This window comes from Brevibacillus sp. MS2.2 (assembly GCF_013284345.1).
GTDB classification, from domain to species: Bacteria; Bacillota; Bacilli; order Brevibacillales; family Brevibacillaceae; genus Brevibacillus; species Brevibacillus brevis_C.
Genome location: NZ_JABSUZ010000048.1, coordinates 1 through 23771 on the forward strand (window position 1 = coordinate 1; position 23771 = coordinate 23771).

The 23771-nt window shown below is 46.6% G+C and carries 4 protein-coding genes; all 4 read right to left on the reverse strand.

Annotated elements, in window-relative coordinates; all coding sequences use genetic code 11:
- Nucleotides 1–4739 (reverse strand): SDR family NAD(P)-dependent oxidoreductase (locus tag HP568_RS26980; RefSeq protein ID WP_173630717.1); only part of this gene is annotated, 4739 nt, incomplete at its 3' end.
- Nucleotides 4732–12411 (reverse strand): SDR family NAD(P)-dependent oxidoreductase, encoded by a 7680-nt coding sequence (locus HP568_RS26985; RefSeq protein WP_254551559.1) that lies wholly within the window; start codon nucleotides 12409–12411, stop codon nucleotides 4732–4734. The genes HP568_RS26985 and HP568_RS26980, both read right to left, overlap by 8 nt.
- A 34-nt stretch (nucleotides 12412–12445) precedes the next feature.
- Nucleotides 12446–13258, reverse strand: a complete 813-nt coding sequence (locus HP568_RS26990; protein ID WP_173630718.1) for a transglutaminase-like domain-containing protein — start codon at nucleotides 13256–13258, stop codon at nucleotides 12446–12448.
- Entirely contained in the window at nucleotides 13251–23768 is a 10518-nt protein-coding gene (locus tag HP568_RS26995) for a non-ribosomal peptide synthetase (protein ID WP_217366806.1), read from the reverse strand. Before HP568_RS26995 ends, HP568_RS26990 begins: the two co-directional genes overlap by 8 nt.
- Between the last annotated feature and the right edge of the window lie 3 nt (nucleotides 23769–23771).

Here is a 23771-nt window from a genome sequence, read left to right on the forward strand (position 1 = left end):
GGGTATTGTGCTTTGTCGATCGCTGACCAAATTTTTTGCTGCACGGTATTTTGTAACTGAGAAAAACTGGAGATCTCATGAAACGGAACACGAATACACAAGGTGTTGATAAAGATCCCTACTACCTCTTCCCATTTCTTTTGATTTCTTCCAGCAGCAGGCACACCGACAATAATGTCCTGGTCCTGAGACAGCTTGTGCAACAACAGGAAGTAGGCGCTTAGCAAGAAATTGTTATACGTAATCTGCTGATTCTCGACGTGTTTTTTGAGCTTTTTATAAAGCTCCCCGCTAATCTCGAATTTATGATAGCTGCCGTTGTATGTTTGGACGGACGGTCGTTTTTTGTCAGTGGGCAAATGCAAAGTCGGCAATGGCTTGGCCAGCTCTCTTAGCCAGTAATTTTCGTGCTCGACAAACTCCTTGCTGTTCTCCCATTCTTTTTGTTCCATGATCCAATCAAAGTAATCGTGCTTCGCTTCGGCCAGTCTTGGGGGTTGCTGATGCAAGAACGATTGGTAAATGCCGAATAGTTCCCGGTAAAAAATATCTATGCTCCAGCCGTCCGTTAAAATATGGTGGAAATTGACGTAGAGGCAAAACCTCTCCTTGCCAAGCTGGTAGAGATAGATGCGGTAAGGAGGAGATTCTAAATCGAACGGCTTCATTTTTTGGGTATAGATGTTTTTTTCCAGTAAAAGCTCTTGATCCGATTGTTCGGATAAGTCAATAACCTGGATAGTAGGGTGATACTCAGGTAGCGCTACCTGAACCGGAATTCCGTCTTGGAGTGTAAATCTTGTGCGCAATAACAGATGCCTTGCAGCCAGGTACGAGACAGCCCGCTCTAAAAGCGCAACGTCAATCGCCATGTCGTAGGTGCGGATAAAGGGTAAGTTGTAGGCAACGAGATCAGGATTCATCTTTTGCAAAAACCATATTCGCCTTTGGGCATGCGACAGCGGCATGACGCTTTTTTCTATGGAGGCCTCCCTTCTAAGCTGAGTTCCCCCACCGCTCTTTTCCTGTTGCTTTTGTTGCACAAACTCGGCCAATGCCGGAATGGTCAAATACGTAAACACATCCTGAACCGTCAAGGTTACCTGGCACTCTTCATTGATCCGGTTGGCGATCTTGATGCCCATGATAGAGGTGCCACCTAAATCATAGAACTGATCGTGAATATCAATGGTTGGCAGCCGGAAGATGTTTCCCCAAATATGTGCAATCTGATTTTCGATATCGGTATAAGCGTCATTCGTTCTTCCCGTCATCTGTACTTTTATTTCAACTTCTGGCGACTTGATTCTCTCTCGAATCGATGGCGCTAATGTTATCGGCAACGAATTGTTCCAGAACATGTCATTGTCCGTGTTGATTTCCCCAACCACGACGTTGGACAGATTTTTTTGGATGACCTGCTCGAATGCTTTGATCGCTCGACGAGATGTGAGAGAGCGAAAAGCAACATCGAGGTTGGTACCTGCATTTTTCGCCATACCAGTATTCATCCAGGTTGTCCAATTGATGGTCATGATCCGTGTAGGCGAACTCGATATCCCGGAAAAAGCATCCAAGTAGGAATTAGCCGCCACATAATCCCCTAAGTAAATTCCTCCGACCACAGATGCGATCGAAGAGAACAAAACGAGAAAATCGGGCGGATTCTCGAGGGTTGGCATATAGAGATTTTGAGTACCGCTGATTTTGGCCGAGACCCCAGCAGAAAAAGCTGTTCCATCCTTTTCAATCAGCATGCCGCTTCCCGGTAAGCCAGCTGCATGGATGATGCCGTCAATTTTGCCATGGATACGATAAATGTCGCGGATGACCGGGGCAATTTCGTCCAGGTTGGCTACATCAGCGCTGTATGTATATACCTCAGAACCATTGCTCTCCAAGCTTTTCAGATGGTGAAGTAGACTTCCTACTTGATCTTGCTGGCTGAACTCGTCCCACGATGTACGCTGGGGTAATTTTGTACGGCTGAGTAGGATCAGCTTTACTTTGTATTGCAGAGCAATATTCTTTGCAAGCTCCAGACCAATTCCCCCGGTGCCACCTGTAATGACATACACCCCTTGATCCTTGAAGCGAATGCCACCCTCATCTACTGCCGGCAAGTCCAACGGTGTGAGTTGGGGATGGTATCTGTCTCCCGAACGAAGCGCGATTTGATAATGCTCGGCATTTCCTAGTGCTTCTGACACGACATCGCTGACAAGTGTTCCCTCATCAAAGTCGATACACTTGCAATGAAGCCCGCTATACTCTTCCCGAATGACTTTTCCCAATCCGAATAGGGCTGCAAAATGCGGATGGACTACTTGATCGACGGGGAGGACCCGCTGGGCGTTTTTTCCTACCAGTACAATCTCGAGGGGGTTAAATTGATTTTTCACCAGTGCCTTTGCCAGATAAAACAGCGCATGCAGGCTGTCCCCAGCACTTTCGGAGACGGATGCATTCCCGGCGGCAAAGATGACTTTGCTCAGTGCTAGCTGTCCTGTATCACGGATAAGCTGGTCAAAATCCGCTTCGGAAACGGTAAGACCATACTGCGAGGCGTTCACCCTGCTGTAGGCTGTCGCCAATCGGGCATGCACCATATGCATACTCCGCGAAGCGATAATATCGGCTAAATCGTTACCCCAATCGGTAGAATCCGTAATAACTAGCACATTTTCCTTCTTTTCCGCTTGTGAAGACAATGGGGCCAGTGGCACCCACTGAATGCTGTGATAAAGGGCATGATCTCCTGCTGATAACGCTTCGGTCGTATCCGCTTTGCCTGATTCTAACGGTAAGCGGACACTCGCTTTGTTGTCCACTACCGGCCAGACTTTGATTGGATCAAATGGATAAACAGGCAAGTTCAACTTTTGCCGCTGCTCACGGTACAGGGTCTCCCAAGGGATCGACATTCCGTGAACGTATTGCTCTGCTAGCCTTTCAAGCGATGCTCTTGTCTGGAAATTCTCTCTTCCAATCTCTGTTAAGTCTCCAATAGCAGAAAGGTTTGTACGAGAGCTGACGTCACGGTTGACTTCAGTTCCTACGTGAATATAGATTCCTTTTTCCTTCGCTAAGTCTTGTCTCGATAAATCTACTTGTAGCAATTGCTGCATCAGTTCGTCTCTTGAACTGAACACCAGCGCGACTCTGTTCTCATATTGGCCTCTGCCAGTGTTCGCTGTGTAGCAAAGGTCTTCAAGATCAATGGATTCATGTGCTTGCAAATAGGAATTGTAGGCTTTAATCAACGCATCGAGTGAGTTTAGGCTATTGGCTGAAATCGTTAAGAGATGAAAAGGCGGCAAAAGCTCCGTCTCTGGCCGGTCTAGTTCGGGAGCCTCTTCTAGAATGACGTGGCAATTGGTACCACTGAAACCAAAAGAGTTGACACCTGCTCGGAGCAAGCTATCTTCCCGCTTCCAGTCTCTCAGCTCGGTAACGATCTCGACTGCCGAGTTTTCGGGATCGACAAAAGGATTCGGAGACTGATAATGCAGGGTGGCAGGGATTTTCTTATGTTTGAGAGCAAGCGTGACCTTTATCAGCGATGCTAACCCTGAGGCCGCAACGGTATGTCCAATGTTTGTCTTGACTGACCCAATCCCGCAAACGTGCGTTTCCGACGTATATTTTCGAAAAGCATCGTTGATCGCCTGCAATTCAATGGAATCCCCCAATAAAGTACCTGTACCATGCGCTTCAATATAGGAGATGGACAACGGATCAATTTTCGCTTTTTCCCACGTACGGATAAACAATTGGGTCTCCGCTTCTGGATTGGGGGCCGTTAATCCGTTGGAAGCGCCATCTGCATTGACGCCGCTTCCCTTGATCACCGCATAGATCGGGTCACGATCCTCCCTTGCCCTCCCTAACGGTTTGAGCATCAGAGCAGTCATTCCCTCGCTCCAAATCGTTCCGTCCGCATTTTTGTCAAACGCCTTCACTCTTCCGTCAGAAGTCTCCAAATCATTCAGCTTCCCGGTAACCTGTGGAATCACCATCATATTCACGCCACCGACCAGCGCCATTTCGCATTCCTTATTCGCCAATGCCGTGCATGCCTGGTGTAAGGCCACAAGGCCCGATGAGCATGCCGTATTGAGAACGAAAGCAGGCCCGCGTAAGTCTAGAAAATAAGAGATTCGATTGGACAAAAGTCCTACTAAGGAACCGACGAGGGAAGAAATATCCTCGTTTTGCAACAGGGAACGATAATGGGATTGATAGGCTGTCTCCAGTCCCACAAATACTCCCGTGTTGGAATGTTTCAGTTTGGCTCCCCCGTATCCTGCGTCCTCGATTGCATGATAGGCGGTCTCCAGAAAAAGTCGCTGATACGGTTCCATTGCCATCGCTTCTTTATGTCCGATATGGAAAAAAGGGTGATCGAATCGGGAAATTTGATCGAGGTAGCCAGCTTGATGATTGGAGCTCGCTAGCAACTCTTCCAATTCTGGAATAAAGCCAGATAAGTCCTGCAATCGTTCTTCTGGAAAATACCCTATGCTATTAACCCCTTGGACTAGATTGTCCCAAAACTGCTGGGGGTTGTTTGCTCCGGGGAAGCGGCAGGCCATTCCAATCACAGCAATATCCTGCTGATACTTTCGCTCTGGATTGCGATTCAGCTTTTCCAGAATGGAAAGTGCCATATCCTGATTGAGATGTCCAGATTTCAGTAGCTGCAAAATGCTGTCATTCATCTCTTTTCGGCTACTCATCTTCTTCTCCCCACTCTTTCTTGTCTAAGTAGTCCAATATATTCTCCATTGAAATATCACCCTTGATAAAGTCGGCAACCTTGTCCTGCAAAGGGATGTTCTCGCTCTGGACCTCGCCATTTTTCTGGGACGGTTCGTATTGACTCGGTTTGTTCTCGAGATATTCAGCCATTTTCGCAATGGAAGGATAGGCAAACAACGTTGCAATGTTGATACGGCCAGGGTACAACTGATCGATTTCTTTTACGAGACTTGTCGCCAGAATGGAGTTTCCTCCTGCCTCTTGAAAAGACTGGTACACATTCGCTTCCGGTATTCCCAATACTTTTTGCCAAATAGAGGCTAGTTGGGTCTCGATATCGCTGTATCTGTGATTATTTCTGCCTTTCAGCATGGGTACAATCTGCTGCTCTTCAATTATCTCGAATGCAACAGGCTGTGTGACCATTCTCCTGATTCCTGGTGAGATGGTAAAAGGCAAGTGATAGCTGTGCGTGCGGAAATGCGCTTCGTTCATTTCACCGACGATGACGCGAGGGACCTTTCGCGCTAAAATTGCATCCAAAATGTCGATTGCTTGATCCGGATGGATGCCATGAAACGGAGAAGCCTCTTTCTTGATACGATATTTCGCCGCCATGCCAGTATCGTTCCATGCAGGCCAATTGATGGTTATGCTTCTTTGACCTTTGGCTTGCCTGTACTCACTAAAAACGTCCAAATAGGCATTGGCAGCCGTATAATCAGCCTGTCCGATCCCGCCCAACAGACTAGTGACAGATGAAAACATAACGAAAAAGTCGAGCTGATCTCTCTGAGTGTAACGGTCCAGCAACCAGGTACCGATGACTTTTGGATCTAGCACTTGCTTCATCTGTGCATGTTCTTTGTTGATCAGTAAACCTTCGCCTGCCACCCCGGCGCAGTGGAATAGACCATGGATAGCTCCGTGCTGATGGCGGATAGTATCCAAAACATCTGCCAACTTGCTCTCATTGGCAATATCAACCGCATATACTTCTACACTGGACCCATTTTTCTCTATTCTGCGGATTATATCTATTTGGCTAGCCACTTTGGAATGGGACTGATCTCGGACAATGTCAGTCCATTGCTCTCGCGGAGGCAATACGTTTCTTCCGAGCAAGCATAAGTGAACCGATTTTTTCGTACTGAGATACTGAGCAACCTTCAGTCCAATATCGCCGAGTCCACCCGTAACCAGATAGACGCCGTTTTCCTTGATGGCTATGTCCTGGAGCTCTGTATTGCCCAGCATCTGTTCTTCCAAATGTTCGATGTACCGGACATTATGCCGATACGCCACCTGGAAGTCTTCTTTGTCTGCACAAATTTCTTTCCAGATAGTCGCTGGGGAAGTATCGCTATCGATATCGATGCATCGGCATTTCAACTGTGAATACTCCTGCGGTATTACTTTTGCCATTCCAAACAGTACAGCGTGATGAGGCTTCAGGATCGATTCATGCTTGGTCAGCGAGAAAGTATGGTCGCCAATGACATAAAGATTGATTTGCTGATTGTACGACTGGTTTAGCATTTCACATACAAAATGATAGAAGCTGTAAACTCCCTTGTTCTCTAGTGCATGTAAGTCTTCTGCACACTCAATCTCCTCATCTACCACGCTCATGCAGTGGATAATGTTTCGGATGTTTCGGTTCATCAGCTCCTTCAGCAAGACTGGATAATCTTCTTTCGAGCCGATCTGGTAGTGATGATCACTGAATTTTTGAAAGGCTGGACCAGAACTAACCTCGATAAGATCGATTTTACGCTCTCTTATCTCTTGGAGCATTGACTGACTCCATTGCCCAGTTCCTCCCAAAAACAGCCAGGTTCCGTTGCTTTTGCCTACTTGCTTCAATGGCTCTTTGTCGTCGCGTATCCACCGTAAGTGATAATAGGTGTCCTTTTGCTTAGAGCTTTCTTGTTTCTGTGTCCCAATCCAATGACGAACCGAATCATACGAATAAGCTGGCAATTCGATGATTTGATGCTGCTCTCTCGGATAAAGGCTATGCCAGTTGATATCTGCCCCATCTGTGTACATCACGGCGATGTTTTGCAGGCTTTGAAGTGTGAAAGCAGAGTCATTTGCTAAATACTGCTGAATGGTTCTTTCCGCAATCGCGTTCCGTTTTAATTTTTCTTCCTCTAGCAACCCGTTTTCACACTGGTCATTTTGGTCTAGGATGACTTGGCTCACCTTGTAATAGATTCCTTCCTCTGCTCCGTTCGTATTTTCAAGCCCTTTCCCATCCAAGGATCTGCATTTTTCCCGGAGTTCGGCCTGGTGCTTAAAGAGGATGGCCACCCGGTGCTCATAGTGTCCACGAGTTGTGTTGGCTGTATAGCATAGATTTTGGGAATCGACTGTCTTCGTCGTGTTGAGATATTTGGTGTAGCGGCTGATCAGTGCACGTAAAGCCGATTTCGTTTTCGCCGACAAAGTCAGAAGGTTCCAGCCTTGATTGCCTACGTTCTCCACAGCAGAGGGAGGGGGTTCTTCCAACAGAATATGGCAATTCGTCCCACTAAACCCAAAGGAACTGATTCCGCATCTGCGCGGTGTGCCTGATACGTTCCACTCCTGTAGCTTGTCATTGACAAAAATAGGAGAATCCGCAAATTCGATGAACGGATTCGGATGCTTAAAGTGTGCTACCGGGGGCAATTGCTTATATTTAAAAGCCAGAATCATCTTTATGACGGAAGCCATCCCCGAGGCCCCCACCAAGTGACCGATGTTGGCTTTTACCGTGCCTACACCGCAAAATTGCTTTTTATTCGTAAATCTACGGAAGGCATTGAAAATACCCTTCATTTCAATCGGGTCACCCAATTTGGTTCCAGTGGCATGCGCTTCGATATACGAAATCGTTTCGGGATCGATATTGGCTGTCCTCCATGCCTCTACCAATGCTTTTTCCTGCGCGTCCGCATTTGGTGCAGTGATTCCGTTTGATGCTCCGTTATTATTCATGGCGGAGCCTTTGACAACAGCATGTATCACGTGCTTATCCTGTACAGCCTGATCCAAGCGCTTCAGCACGATGGTACCTACTCCTTCTCCCCACATGGTTCCGTTTGCTCCGGCATCAAAAGGACGAATTGTTTCGTCTGCAGAATCAATCAGGGGATTGTGCTGTGTAGGAAGATACGCCAATGAAACCCCCGCAACAATAGCCACATCAATTTGTCCCTGCTTCAACGCTTGCGTGGCCAAGCACATGGCGGCCAGACTGGAGGAGCATGCTGTATCCACAACCAAGCAGGGACCATTTAAATTCAGGAAGTACGCGATCCGACTTGCGAGAATGCCAGTCGATCCAGAAGTTACTTTCAATGGATGCTGAATGTCGATCATGTTGTTGTATTCATTGCGTCCGGTCGTATCCTTACCGATGTAAACACCCGTTTCGGTTCCAAAAAGATTTTTCCCGCCAAGACCGCTGTTCTCAATGGCCTCATACACATTCTCCAAAAGGAGGCGTTGTTCAGGGTCCATCAATTCTGCCTCTTTGGGAGCAATATGGAAAAAGCTTGAATCAAAGCTATCGATATTCTCCAGATAACCGCCTTGGCAGTATGCTTGGTCTTCGGTTAGATACTGATCCGTATCTTTTCTTCTGGAGGCTGGAAACGGTCGTACAGCATTGATACCCGAAGTTAAATTTGTCCAAAATTGCTCTGCATTCTCTGCCTGTGGAAATTTACATGCATATCCGATAATCGCGTATTCGTCATTTTGTCCGGACTGTATAGACTGCCCCGTTGATAACGTATTCCATTCTGCCAATAATCTCTTTGTCTCATCCTTCGAGTACCTACTCTGCTTGTACCCTTCCAGGATTGATTCAATCGTTAGCTCAGTAGACTGCGGGGTCTTTTTGCTATCCAAGTAATTGGCCATTTCATAAATAGTTGGGTACATGTAGATATCTGCTACATGAAGCGTGCCTGGGTATTTCTCGTTCCACTGTTTATACAGTTGTGCAGCGTGGATCGAATCACCCCCCAATTGATGGAAAGTGTCGAACAAGCTGATAGCGGTTAGCCCAAGAACCTCCGCCCATAATTGCGCCAACTCTTTTTGGGTCGCTGTATATCCGTCCTTCTCCTTGAGTGTCACAGATGTGGCAGTGATAACGCGTCCCGGTTTTGCAGTCTCCTTGAACAATTCTTGCTTCACTTCATCTGCCAAACGGAATGGCCATACGAGTTCGAGCTCCAACAGCTCATTGGCATGATTAAGTTTGCCGACGATTGTCCGGAACATTTGCCTGTGGAGAATATGATCGAGTGCTTGCAAGGCCTGATGCGTAGACAGAAAACGGAAAACGTGTCTCTCTTCTTGCATGGAGAGCTTGGAAGCAGTCGTTTCCCACGTAGCCCAGTTGATAGAGATGACTTTTTTCCCCTGTCGCTTGATTGCTTCAGCCAATCCGTCCAAAAAGGCATTCCCTGTGGCATAACTAAGGGAACCCCGTCCCCCCGTGACAGAAACAGCAGACGAAAAGAACATGGTAAAGCCTTTGTTCATCTCTTTCGTGAGCGTGTATAACAGCCAGCTTCCATACGTTTTCACGGCATGTCTTCGTTCAAATTCTTGCTCGCTCATACCAAAATCTTCTATGTCGCCAACTCCAACCCCCGCACAATGAATAATTCCATTAAGCTGCCCATGTGTCTCCTGAATGTTCTGAACCAAACGTTTCATTTCTGATTCGTTGCATATGTCCACACATTGATAGTCAAGCACGGACCCCAAAGCCTCAACGGCAAGTATCGCATTCATTTTATTAACCAAATCTTTGTCCGACTGTTCTCGAATAATGGTTGGCCATGCCTCTTTGTCCGGAAGCATTGTCCTTCCTAGTACGATCAGCTTTACTTTGTTTTTTTGGCTCAGATACTTGCAAACTTCTGTTCCTAGTTGGCCCAACCCACCGGTGATTAAGAAGACATCGCCTGCTCCGATTGTTATTTCATCTTCTTGTGTGCCTGAGACATCTGCTTTTTGAATAACCTCGATATAACGGCGGCCTTGACGCAACGCCACCGAGTAACATGTGCTTTTTCGCTGAATTTCGGCTAATAGAAGATCCAACTCCAAGTTGTCAGAGCTGCAATCAATATTGCGTATATTCAGGCAGAAGTTCTCCTGGCGAATGGATTTCCCCAGTCCGACGAGCATATGGTGAAAAGGATTGCAGATCGCAACGGCCATCTGCACTGCTTGTGCATTCTGCGTGATTAAAGCAACATCTATTTCTTTTGTCAGCTTTCCAGTCATGTGCAGCGCTTTGGTAAAAAGTAGCAAAGACCCGGCTGTTTGATTCATGGACGATTGAAATTCTATCCACGACTCAGACAGATCATGGGTAGTCGGAGCCATAAAGAGAATCTGATCCAGTGACGAAATATCGAGCTGAGCGCAGAATCCAGCTATATCCTCATACGTACGCGCGACTTTGAAGTGATCATGGGTCACTTGCAAAGAGTGTGTTCCTATCTCTACCATGATCAATCGCTTTGCTTGCAGTTTTTCAAATAAATGCGGGTGCCACTTGGCCGTATCCTTCTCATCGACAATCAGCAAAATCGTATTGTCATCCGTTTCCTGATGGAGGTCAGAGGTAGGAAGGGTTTCTTCCATCCAGACAGACTTATAATAAAGGTCTTCTTCCATTTTCTTTGGCTTTGCTTCAACCGGCCAAAATTTTTGCCGCTCCAGTATATTTCCAGGCAGAGGCAGCTTATGACCTCCTCGATAAAGCTTTGTCCAGTCAATACTAGCACCCTTCATGTAAAGTTGTGCAACCTGTCCCCAGATCAGCTTTTCGTCCACATTCTTCTCGATCAGTTCCTTGATTGCTTCGTTTGCTTGTCTGTCTAAAAACTTTTTCTCACCTTCCCGGATTTCCCACGGCTCTACGGCCTGCTTATTGTCCGGCACTACCTCATGCATCTGGTAGCCAATGTCAGGATTTTCACTCCATTCGGATACACGGTTTACTGCTTTCATCCCGTTCAATTTCACCAAAAGATCTTGGTAGCTGTGGAAAATAATCGATACTCGGTGGGTGTAATGATTACGGGAAGTGCTTGCTGTAAAGCACAGATCGCTCAAGTGTACGTTACGGTTTGCCAATAAAAACTGTTGGTACTCCTTGACCGACTCCAGCAGTTTCTGCTCACTACTTGCCGATAAAACCAGCATATAGCTGTCTTGCCCGTGGTAGCTTTGACGTACGAGTCTTTGTGGTTCCTCGATCAGAATATGGCAATTGGTCCCACTAAATCCAAACGAGTTAATCCCGATCCGAGTTGGATAATCCTTTTGCTCCAATTTTGTTCGCACATCATTGACGAATAAAGCTGAGTTTGCCAAGTCAATGTAAGGGCTGGGTGTTTGAAAATGAAGCGAAGGCGGGATTTCTCCATGTTTCAGCATCATTACCGCTTTGATCAGAGAGACAATCCCCGAAGCCCCAACCAAATGCCCAATGTTCGTTTTGACTGAGCCCACACCACAAAACTGTTTTTTGGTCGTAAAGGATTGAAAGGCATTCATAATGGATTGCAATTCGATGGAATCCCCTAACACGGTACCTGTCCCGTGGGCTTCAATGTACCGAATGGTCTCAGGATCGATCTGCGCTTGCTTCCACACGCTTTTCAGAAGCTCTTCCTGCGCCTCCCCATTTGGAGCCGTAATACCTTTGGAGAGTCCGTTGTTGTTGATCCCGCTGCCTTTTATGATCGCGTAAATCATGTCGTTGTCTGCGAGCGCCTTGGACAACGGCTTCAGAAGCAGCCCTCCGCCACCCTCGCCCCATACAGTGCCCTTTGCATCTTTGTCAAACGCACAAATCATTTCTTCGGCGGATTCAACTTGATCCAGTGATCCGTCCTCCTTGATTGGAGGAAAATAGAAAAGGCCGCTGATGCCGCCTACAAATGCCATCTCACATTCATTTCTACGCAAAGATTCGCAAGCAAAATGAACGCCTACCAACCCGGAAGAACACGACGTATCAAAGACAACGCTCGGTCCTTTCAGGTTATAGGCATACGAGATTCGGCTTGCTAATATCCCTGGCCACGAGCCGGTCAAGCTAAAAATATCCGGGCTCACATAATTACGGTATTCAATCCCTGTGACATGATCTTTTCCGATAAATACGCCTGTCTTTGATCCTATGATATCCCGTGTCTCATAACCGGCATTGAGTAAGGTCTCATAGGCAAGTTCCAGCATGATTCGTTGATAAGGCTCCATGGACATAGCTTCCTTCGGTGATATGCGAAACATGTCTGCATCGAAGAAACTGATTTCATCCAAATAGCCGCCTTTTTTAAAGCGCTTGTGATCAAATCGCTGATCGGAAAATAGGGCCCGTCCATCTTCCAAGCGATGGACAGGAAAATCATCCAGGCATTCTCTTCCCGCGCGAATATTTTCCCAAAACTCCTGCACTGTATTCGCCTTAGGAAATCGTCCAGATATGCCGATAATCGCGACCTCATCGCTCAATGCTTCGTTCGCTTTTTGCAGGCTCACGATGTATTCCGTCGCTTCTTTGGCCGATAGTTTCTTGGCTGCAACCAGCTCGTAAATATACTTCTTCAATTTATCCATCATCTATCACCGCTTAGAGTTTTTTCGAACAATTGCCTTATCCCTTGAAATGAAGGAAATCATGCTCCAAAAACAATGCTTGCAGTTGATCGTGATTTTCATCGGGGTCTTGCAAATAAAGAGCGATCTCATCGAGTAATTGCAACTCTTCCCAGTCCAGCTCGTCCATCTCTTTTTGGCATAGCGGAGGATAATCCCAGTATCTTAATTCGTTGCCGAGAATGGCATTCAAGTCATAGCAGAGATTATTTCTAATATAGTGCATCCCCCAAGATTTCTTGACCCCAAATAGCTGTGGATTGATTTCTTTGTCACGAGCCATCAACCAGGCATCACCGGCCATCAGGAACTCATCGCCCTGAATATCGATGAGTTCCAAATCGGGGTCTACTCTGATCCATCGTTTCTCGGTATCACCCCACACTTCGCAAATCCAGTGATCGATATATTTTCGGTGATTCTCGGAAAGGTAGCTTGCAAATCCGACGCGGCAGCGCACCGGGATCCCTTGGGAGCGAAGCATAGAAATCAGGAGCAAAGAATGGAATCGGCAAGAAATAAGTAATCTCTCACTAGGCAATCGGTCAAACGTAATGCCATCTGCGTTGCGTTCTACCAGAGCCTCAAGCATTTCTGTTACCTGATAAAACTTCTCGTCTTCGTTTTTTGTAAAATGCGTAAGCGAATGTCTTACTTTTTTTATCATTGAGGGGTGAATCAATTGGCATTTGATGAGGTGGCAAAGTTCTGGCAAGCCTCGGGGCAACTCATGAAAGAGATAGCCGTATTCGCCGGGATCCGTGTAAGGAGTAAATTTCGTATAATATTGCAGCAGTTCGGCTTTATTCACTTTCAGGCGTCCTCCTTCTTTTGGCGTTTCTTTGTTTGATCCGTTCTCTTCCTTGGTTCCGGGCAACCATGGTTTCGTCCTGCTCTTCATCCTGTTGATCGTGACTATCTCCCGTCAAATAAGAGGCAAGCGCGTTAATATTCGCGTACTCAAACATGGTGAGAATTGGGATTTCCCTTTCAAATACCTGTTTCAGCTTGGTGTTAATCATTCCGATCTGGATGGAATTCATACCCATCTCAAAAAAGTTGTCGAGCACACCTACATGATCGGTTTCCAAAACCTCTTGAATCACGTTGACAATCTTCTCTTCCGCTACGTTCCGAGGCGCTACGTATGCTGTCCCGTTGCTTGTGCTGGTTGGCTTCAGCTTCAGGAGAGTTTGCATGTCTACTTTCCCATTGGCGGTCAGCGGCAATTGTTCCACCATAATAAAGTGATACGGTATCATGTAATCCGGCAAGGCTTTAGCCAAGCTTGTCCTGATCTCATTCATGAATGTTTCTTGATCCTGCGGCGCTGTTTCTGGCACGAGATACGCATACAACCGTTTGTCTGCCTCCCCCGCCACCAAAACAACTGCATTTCTCACCGCTTCTATACTTAGCAACCGCGATTCGATTTCTCCTAATTCTATTCTATAACCGCCAATTTTTACCTGCTGATCCTTTCTTCCCAAAAATTCGATCAGCCCATTGCGGTGCAATACTCCATAATCCCCCGTTTTATAGACATATCCGAATTTTGGATGATGAATAAAGGATTGATTGGTCTTTTCCGCATCATGAAGATAACCGTCCGCAACCCCTTTCCCCCCAATGTAAAGTTCACCCGGCACTGCAATCGGGCAAAGCTGCATCTGCGAATTGAGTACATAGAACTGCTGGTTAGCTAACGGCTTTCCATAATAGATGCTCTTCCACTGGGGATCTACCTCGTCGATCGGATAATAAATCGACCAAATGGAAGCCTCTGTAGCTCCACCTAGACTGACTACTTTTGCGGAAGGGAACCTTTCATTGATCGTTGTCGGCAATGTAAGCGGAATCCAGTCGCCGCTCAGCATCACAAGACGAAGCTGTCCATCACTATATTCGCTGCCACGGTCCTTTTTCTCCGCTACCACCCGATCCATAATGGCAGGGACAGAATTCCATATCGTTATTTTTTTGTCTGTTAGGGTGTCAGCAAGCTGCGTGATGTTCTTCTGATCTTTCACCAGCACGAGCGTAGCTCCTGCTGCGAATGCTCCAAAAATATCATAGACGGACAAATCAAAGCAGAGGGAAGACACACCTAGAATACGATCGTGGGTCGCAACCTCAAACTTTTGATTGATATCCAGAACGGTATTGGCTGCAGCTTCGTGTCTGATCATGACCCCTTTGGGATTCCCGGTGCTTCCCGATGTATAAATAACGTATGCCAGGTGCTCCGGCTGTTCGGCGAATGATGGATGGTTCTTTGGATAGCGATCGATCTCGTTCTTCACGTAAAAATCAGGTTCCAACACGAGTTTGCATTGACTGTGTCTCTGAATGTAATCTACACGCTCTAACGGGTAGTCAGGGTCAATAGGTACATAGGCGGCACCGCTTTTTAGGACACCTAACAGATGTGCAAAGGTGACTATTTCCCGTTTGGCAATAACCCCAATGAGGTCTCCCGCGCCTACGCCGATTTGCTGCAAGTAATTAGCCACTTTGTTTGCTTGCTCGTCAAGGTCTAGGTAAGTGATGCTCTCCTGTGCATCTTCTATCGCCACGGCATAGGGAGTTTGTGCAACCGTTTCTTCAAACAGCCCGTGCAACGTTTTTCTCGGAATAGGAGTGGCAGTATCGTTGTATGTGAAAATTGCTTCTTTGTCGGTCTCGGATACCCAGGCCAGCTGTTTTTCGGCTTCATCGTTCAAAATGGCATCGATTCTGGCCAGATACTGTTCAAACATGGTATCGATCACCACAGGATCAAACAATTCACTGATATAGTCCCAGTTGATTACCATGTTCCCATTGATGAGCGCCACCTGATTATCCAGATAGACTTGAGAAGTTTGTGTAATTCCGTTTGTTTGATTCTCCCTTTCGGATGAATTCTCCACAAGGACATCAGCTTGCTGGCCGCTGTCTCCATTTTCAAACAGAGCACTAGTAAAAACGACCGGCATGAGGGCTTTGTTGCTCATTTCTCTTTGCTTACTGATTTCCCGCATCAGATCAATTCCATCAAAATGGCGATGAGCGAGCGCCTCCATCAGCGTTTGCTGTACTTTGCCTGCTTTCTCCCAGAACGAATCGTTCGGATTCAAATGCACGTCAACTACAATCACGGAAGTAAAATCTCCAATGAGTTTGTCCACATCCGGGTGCATCGGGAGTCGATTAAACAACGTCAAATTGAGGCTGAATGCCACTTGATTGCTCCAATTCGCCAGGACCTCTGTATACGCCGTGCACAAAACAGTCGAAGGGGTCAAATTGTGCTTCTGGGCCACTTTCTTTAACTGCTGCCAGCTCTTTTCCGCATATCGTTTTGATTTTCTTTGAAAATACGGATTTTTAACGTGCATAGGTTGGACCCGTAATGGAATTTCTGGAGCTAGTGGGAAATCGGGCAACTTGGCCATCCAGTACTCCTTGTCTTGCGAGTACCACTTGCTGTTTTTTAATTGTTGATAACCGATCATATAATCCCGGAAGGAAATAGACAAATCATCGAGCTTCGCTGCATCGTCCTGATAAAGCTCTTGTATTTCTTTTCCTAAGATCTCCAGACTATAGGCATCCATGATGAGCAAATCAAAACTGAGGCATAAAAGACTCTCTTGCTCAGACAAGCGAAACGCTTTGATTTCAAATAGAGGCCATTGATCCGGACGGAAAATAGCGTGGGACATCCGTTCTCTTTCTTTCTTGATCATCTCGGTTTTTTCAACATTTCCGCAAGTCTGCAGATCGCGTATGTCTATGCGGTATTCGGGTACTTCTGCCATAATCTGCTGACGGGCGTCTTCCAAAAAGATCGTCCGAAGCGCGGGATGCCTGCGGATCAAAATATTCAAGCAATGATTGAGTCGATGAATATCGAGCGTCGTTACGACCTCTTGATACGCATGTGTAGAAATTCCGCCTAACTCAAACCTGCTGCTTCTGCCCAAATAATAGGCCATTTGGACATTCGTTAAAGGAAACGGTTCATGCATTTGGCTAAAGTCAGGTGTCAGTACCGGCAATTCTGACTCCCGCTCTTCCTGAATCGATTCTCGGATAAAACGGGCAATCGCCTCGATGGTTTGTAGTTCGATAAAGTGTTTAAACTGTAAGGAACCAGAGAAACAATTATTAATTTCATACACAAGCTGCATGATTTGGATGGAATTTCCGCCCAATTCAAAAAATCTTTCCCGAACTCCAAAGTTTTCGATTCGCAACACTTTCTGCCAAATTTCATATAGCTTCGCTTCCACCTCGTCACTCGGTCCGACAAGGCCCTTTTGCTCCTCCACTACCCCAGTTACCGACGGCAGCGACTTCCAGTCAATTTTGCCGTTGAGCGTAAGGGGAATCTTCTCTATCCTCATGAAGGATTGAGGAATCATATATTCTGGGACAAGTTTACGCAAATACTCGCGGAGTTCATAGCTAGATTCAGCATGGGCAGATGTGAAATAGGCGATAAGCATTTGCTCGTGATGAGCATCTTGTTGTACATGGACGACTGCTTTTTCAATAGCAGGATGGGCATCAAGCAGCTTTTCTATTTCACTCATTTCAATTCGATAGCCCCGTATTTTTACCTGAAAATCTTTTCTTCCCAAATATTCGATCAAGCCGTTCGCCGTCCATCTTGCCATGTCACCAGTACCATAAATTTTTTCGCCTGGCCGAAACGGGTTTTCCGTAAATTTCTCATGGGACAGCTCCGGTTTGTTCTGATAACCCCGCGCTAAACCGTGTCCACCGATATACAGCATGCCAGGAACCCCGATTGGCTGCGGGACCATCTCCTGGTTGAGGATATAGACTTGGGTATTCTTGAGCGGTCTACCGATCGTGACCGGATGATCTTCCGTCACTTCCTCAATCGTGGACCAAATCGTCGTTTCTGTAGGGCCATAAAGGTTGTAGACGCGTCCATTTTTCAACAATCTAAGCGCTTGATTTGCCACCGAAAGCGGCAAAGCTTCTCCCCCGATCAGCAAGTAACGCAAGCGACTCAGCTGCTCCGCTAAATCCGGCTCAGCCAACAACAGTTTTAACCGTGACGGTGTGGTTTGCATCACCGTAATTTCCTCGCTTCTGACTAGGCTGGCTAACGAACGAATATCTCGCTGACTTTCTTCATCGGCAATGACTACATGATGACCGATTAAAAGCGGCAGGATACTCTCTAACCAGAAAATATCGAAAGAAACTGTTGTTAACGATAAAAACCTCTCAGTTTCCCGCAAGGTCAGTACATCCGTGATTCCGTGCAGGAAATTTATTAACGCCCGATGCTCGATTAAAATCCCTTTGGGAAAGCCGGTTGTTCCCGAGGTATACATGCAATACGCTACATCCCTGCTGTTATTCTCAATCGGCAGCGAATCAAGAGGGTTCATATGAATTTGTGGATCGCGCATGTCAATAACCTTGCGATCGTCTGTTGTCTCCACAGTTGTATTGGTCAAAATAACTTGCACGTGGCCGTCTTCGAGCATGTAAGCAATTCTGTTATGTGGCAGGCTCGGATCGACAGGCAAATACGCCCCACCCGCTTTGCTAATAGCCAAGAGTCCAACCATCATATCGAACGAACGGGTGGTAATGAGAGCAACCAACTTATTTGGACCGACACCATGTGATTTTAGTGTATAGGCCACTTGATTGGCCCTTCCGTTTAGCTCACGGTACGTCATCGTTTGATTTTGGAACGTTACTGCTGGCTTGTCGGGATACTTTTCAACCATCGTCTCAAAAAGCTGGTGCACCACAAGATGCTCTGGATATTCACCCGATGTCTGATTAAACCCAGCCAACAATAGCTCCAGCTCTTGGGCATCTACCAAATGAATTTGGCTAATTTTTTGCTTTGGCTGGGCAAGCACCTCTTGCATGATCTTTTGGAAATAGCGAATAAAACGGGAGACAGTTTCTTTTGTAAACAAATCAGTAGAATACTCTACAGTAAAAAACAGCTCGCCCTCCCGTTCCTCGCCATCCAATGTCAAATCAAACCGAGATGAGTTTGCTTTAAATGAATACGGCTCTATTTGCACTCCCTCAAACGGGACGTGCACGCTGCTCCCCTGATGACGAGCGTTTTGAAAGGTAAACATCACATCAAACAGAGGATTTCGGCCAAAATCTCGAGAAAGCTCCACCTGGCTGACGAGCTCTTCGAATGGATAATCTTGATGCTCCAGCGCATGGGACATATTCACTTTGAGCTCACTTAGCAGTTCTGCAAAGCTCATTTCTTTGCTTACAGAACTTCTGACTGGCAGCGTCTGAACAAACATGCCCACCACATTTTGGATATCACTGTGATTCCTGCCCGAAGTAGGAATTCCTACGATTATATCTTCCTGATCGCTCAGCTTTGCCAAAAGAACTTTCCAAGCAGCAAGCAATACCATATATAGCGTTACTTCATGAGCGGCAGCGATTTTCTTTATTTCTTCTGCCTGATTTTGCGGTATAGAAAACATCTCCATGCTACCGCGGTAGGTTTTGAATGCTGGACGAGAAAAATCTGTCGGTAAATCGAGCAGCGGAATTTCTCCAGTAAACATGTCTGTCCAATACTTCTGGTCAGCTTGATGACTGTCAAGTGTTGTCTTTTCCTTTTGCCATTCAGCATAATCCTTGTACTGAATCGATAAGGCGGCCAATCCTGCCGACTGTACATCATTTTGGTAAAGAGCAGTAAACTCTTCGATCAGGATCGCATTGGATGTGCCATCTGTGATGATATGGTGGATATTAAAGACAAGAAGATGATTTTGCTCGCTCTCTTTAAAAATCCCCACCTTCCATGCAGGAGCAACCTCTAAATCAAAAGATTGTATCCACGCTTCGATGTGTGCGTCGTTTATTGGTTCATTGATTTCCCTGTAATCAGGGGTAAATAAGAAAGGTTCATGGATAACCTGTAACAGTTCCCCATCGATTCGTCGGAACGAAGTGCGCAAGCTTTCATGCCTGCGAATGAGCTCATTCAAGCTTTTTTCCAATTTTTCGTAGGACAGCGGCCCCTTCACACGCAACGCAATAATATTGTTGTACTGCTTATTCTCAACTTCCATTTGACTGAGAAAATAAAGTCTTTTTTGCCCGGAAGTCAAAGGATATCCCGGTTTTTTCACTGCCTTTTTAATCTGTGAAAAATCCGTTCGGTCTGCCTCGCGAATAAAACGAGCGATGTCTCCAATTGTAGGCTTGTTGAAAAAAGTCGGTAGAGGGAGTTTTACATCCAGTTTTTTATAGAGAAGGGCAATAATCGTAATGGCTTTAAGCGAATCCCCTCCCAGGCTAAAGAAGTCTTCATCACTGCCAATCGATGTAGTTCCCAATACACTACGCCATATGTCCGCTATGGTCTGCTCCAGCTCTGCTTCGGACAGCATTGCACTGCTGATTTTTTCGGGAATCAGTTCTGTTTGGGCAGCTACTGCCGCTTCTTTTTCCAGGATGGATTCTTCGCGAAGCTGATTGCTTTCCTCCATCAAGGCAGGAAGATCAAGGACAGAGACAATAGCCCGAGTGAATTGGTTTTCCAGAATATATTGCAGCACTTCTACACCGTTTTGCGGTGTAATCGCTTCTTCCTCAAACTGCTGCTCGTTGACTTGTCTGTTCATGCCGCGATTTTTTTCCATGGCAGTGACAGACATCCCTACTTGCGCCCAATCGTTCCAGTTGATGGACGCCGTAAAGCCAGGTCGATTCTGCAAGCGATAAGCGACGAACGCATCCAAAAATTCATTTGCTGCGTTATATCCCACTTGGCCGAATTTGCGTCCGTAAATGTAGTTGCCGATCGACGAAAACAATAGAAAGAAATCGAGCGTTCGCCCCATAAAAAGCGTATCCAGCACGATGGTTCCCTGTACCTTCGGGAGTAGGATTGGGTCCGTCATTTCTTTTGTTCTTCTTTGAATGACGCCTGCATAATCCGGGACTCCCGCTGTGTGCAAGATACCAGTAATTGGCCCAAACTGCGCTTCCGCTTCGTGAATGACTTTTTGCATGGAGGAGTAATCAGATATGTCCACACTGTATACGTTGATCATTGCCCCTGCCTGTTCCAATGACAGGATCGTACGAATGGTGTTTGATAGCCTATGATCGGGTTTTTCCTTCAGCCATTGCTCCCATTCCTGTCTAGGAGGAAAAGGGGAACGTCCCACTAAAACCAGCCGGGCCTTATACTGTCTTGCCAAATACTCTGCCATCGCAAAGCCCATTCCTCCTAATCCGCCTGTGATCAAGCAGACAAGGTTCTCCTTCAGAAGTGCCAGCTTTCCGGGTTGTTTCACTAGGACAGGCTCTCGAACCGATTCAATCCACCTGCTTTTGCCACGATAAGCCACTTGCTTGTGCGGAAAATCAAAATGAAATTCCCGAATCAATTTTGAAGCCATGTAACTATTTTGCAGGTTGTTTCCTTCTGAAAGCTCGATATCGACAGTGCAAACCTTGCTACCAGGGTACTCGTAAGGAATGATTTTACTTGCTCCCAGCAATACCGCCTTCATCGGGCATATCTGTTCTTCTTGGGTAACGGAATACAACCCGTTTGTCACGATTTGTAACCGGGTATCTTTGCTGCCGGCCTTGCTTCCTATGTATTGGGCAATCTGTAAGAGGTTGTAGAGAAACAACTGCTGACTGGAGTCAACGACTGCCAACTCTGGCTCGATAGGAGGAGTCACCGTCCAAAGATAGCAGATGTACTCCGGTACTACCTCTAGATTTTCCAACAAGCGGTCTAATTCTTTCGGATTTTGCGGATTTACCATGTAATGGTCCGTCGCTACTTTTTGGAAGTGCTCCGCTTGATCGACAAGGATATACCTAACGTCATGTTCCCTTAACTCGTTGGACAACGCTTCTCCCAAACCTGTCTTGTCATTGAAAATAAGCCAGGTCGCGCCATGAGAATAGGTTCCCTCCGCATAGCTTGGCAGATGGGAGCTCTCCCAAGCAGGTACATAAAACCACTTGCGGATGTCTTCCCTTCTTTTGGCCGTTTTACTCTCGCTGTGCAGATGACGACTGGTGAACTGCTCAAATTGGAACAGGTCTCTCTCTACCGGGAATTCCTGGGGTTCAAATGAATAGGTGGGCAAGGAGACGCGATTTCGCTGCTCGTGTTTATAAAATTCATTCCAATCTATTTCCTTGCCATATAGCCACATGGTTCCTAAGGCATCCAGGATGGTATACGAATTTATCTTTTCCAGCCAAATATGTATCGTATCGGTTTCCATTTGCTTACTGCTCGTCTGCTCATCATTGGTTGAACCAAAGTACATATAAATGGCTTCTGGATTGAAAATGTCACGATTGTTCTCCGAGTGGACAAAGGTGTCAAGCGCCGGTTTATCTACCAGTGCGAAGATAGCCTCTTCGAAGGAAAGACCACCAGTCAAGCAATCGACCACCAGTTTGCCCTTTCCGTATCCAAGCGTGCCCTCTGGCTTGATGCCCCATTCTCTGAACAACATCGTAATGGCATAGTAGAGAATAAAGCGCACAACGTCGCCATACTTTTCCTCACGCAGGTGCTCCGTTGTTAGCGTATCTGCTCGTCCTGATGCTTGCCGATTCAGGAGGAGCAGCGCTTGCTCTATGATCCGTTTGACCGTAGGCTCTTCTTGACATAATTGGACGATTTCTGCAAATTCACTATCTCCCCAGTTGTCATCGGAAAAATCAGGGTACACGAAAATGACAGGAAGATTCTGCTTTGCTAGACCCGCCTTACACTTGCCCGCTGAAAAGCGGACCGGTTCCGCTACTGTCGGGTTGCAAAGTGCTACCTCTCGAAACGGAAAATGCTTACGGCCCACCTGTAGCGAATAGGCAATATCTTCAAGACGTACATTCGGATTTGCATGTATATAGTCCTCAACATTTTGCTTATATCGCTCCAGGGCTTGCTCTGTTTTTGCAGAGAGCAGAATCAGTTGCCATTTCCGTCCAGTAGTTGATTCTGGCGAGGCTGGGGCTTCCTCGATAATCACATGAGCATTTGTCCCCCCGATTCCAAAAGCGCTGATCCCCGCCCGGATAGGCTCGTGCGATTTCTTCCATTCTGTCAGCTTATCGTTGATGTAAAACCCCTTTTCAATCACGTTTAAATGAGGATTCGGGGTTTGAAAATGCAGGGAAGGCGGAAGCATGCGATGCTTGATGGACAGCACTGTTTTGATGAAGGAAGCGATTCCGGCTGCGCTATCCAAATGTCCAATGTTTGCCTTTACCGAGCCAAGTGCGCACGAATGCTTCTGAGAAGGTTGATAGGCGAGCTCCAGGGCTTCCAGCTCAATGGGATCGCCAAGCGGTGTCCCTGTACCATGGCATTCAATATAATCAACGCTCTCTGGCGTCACTTCCGCAACTTTGAGAGCGGTTCGGATTACTTCCGCTTGTCCGAGGGTGCTCGGCGCTGTAAACCCGTTTTTTTGCATACCGTCATTGTTGATAGCGGAGCCTTTGATCACTGCATATATCTGATCACGATCGTCTATGGCATCTTGCAATCTCTTTAATACAACAACTCCTGCTCCATCTCCGCCAACGATGCCCTTTCCATTCGCATCAAACGCCTTGCATTTGCCGTCTGGAGATAAGATCATCCCTTCCTGATAAACATACCCGCTTTTTCCAGGAAGTGTGACAGTAACCCCGCCAGCCAAAGCCATATCGCATTCGCCGTTCAGGAGCGATTGAGCCGCCATATGAACAGCAACTAGCGAAGTCGAGCAAGCGGTATAAATCGTCAAGGCAGGCCCTTTGAGATTTAATTTGTGAGCGATCCGCAAGCTCAAATAGTCTTTATCCACGAGCTGGGTGGCTGCCCAGTGGCCGATAGCTTCACTTTTTCCTGACAGGCTCATAAGCCCTTCCCACATATGGTTCGGGGAAGCTCCTGCGAATAGACCAATCAGCTTTTGGTCAACCTGGGCAGTATAGCCGGCATCCTCCAGTGCTTCCCAGATGCACTCATGAAAGACTTTCATTTGCGGGTCCATGAGCTCCGCTTCCAGTGGCGTATAATCAAAAAAATGGGCATCGAAGCGATTCCCGCTCTCCAGATACCCCTTTGCCTTGACGTATTCTTCACTATTGATTGCTTTCGGATCTACACCAGCCTCGATTAGCTCGGCTTCCGAAAATGTTTGGATGGAATGAACCCCATTTTTCAAGTTTTCCCAGTACGCCGCAATCGTGTTCGCTCCTGGAAATCTCCCCGACAGGCCGATTACTGCAATTTCCAAACCATTGTATTGGTGTCCCATATC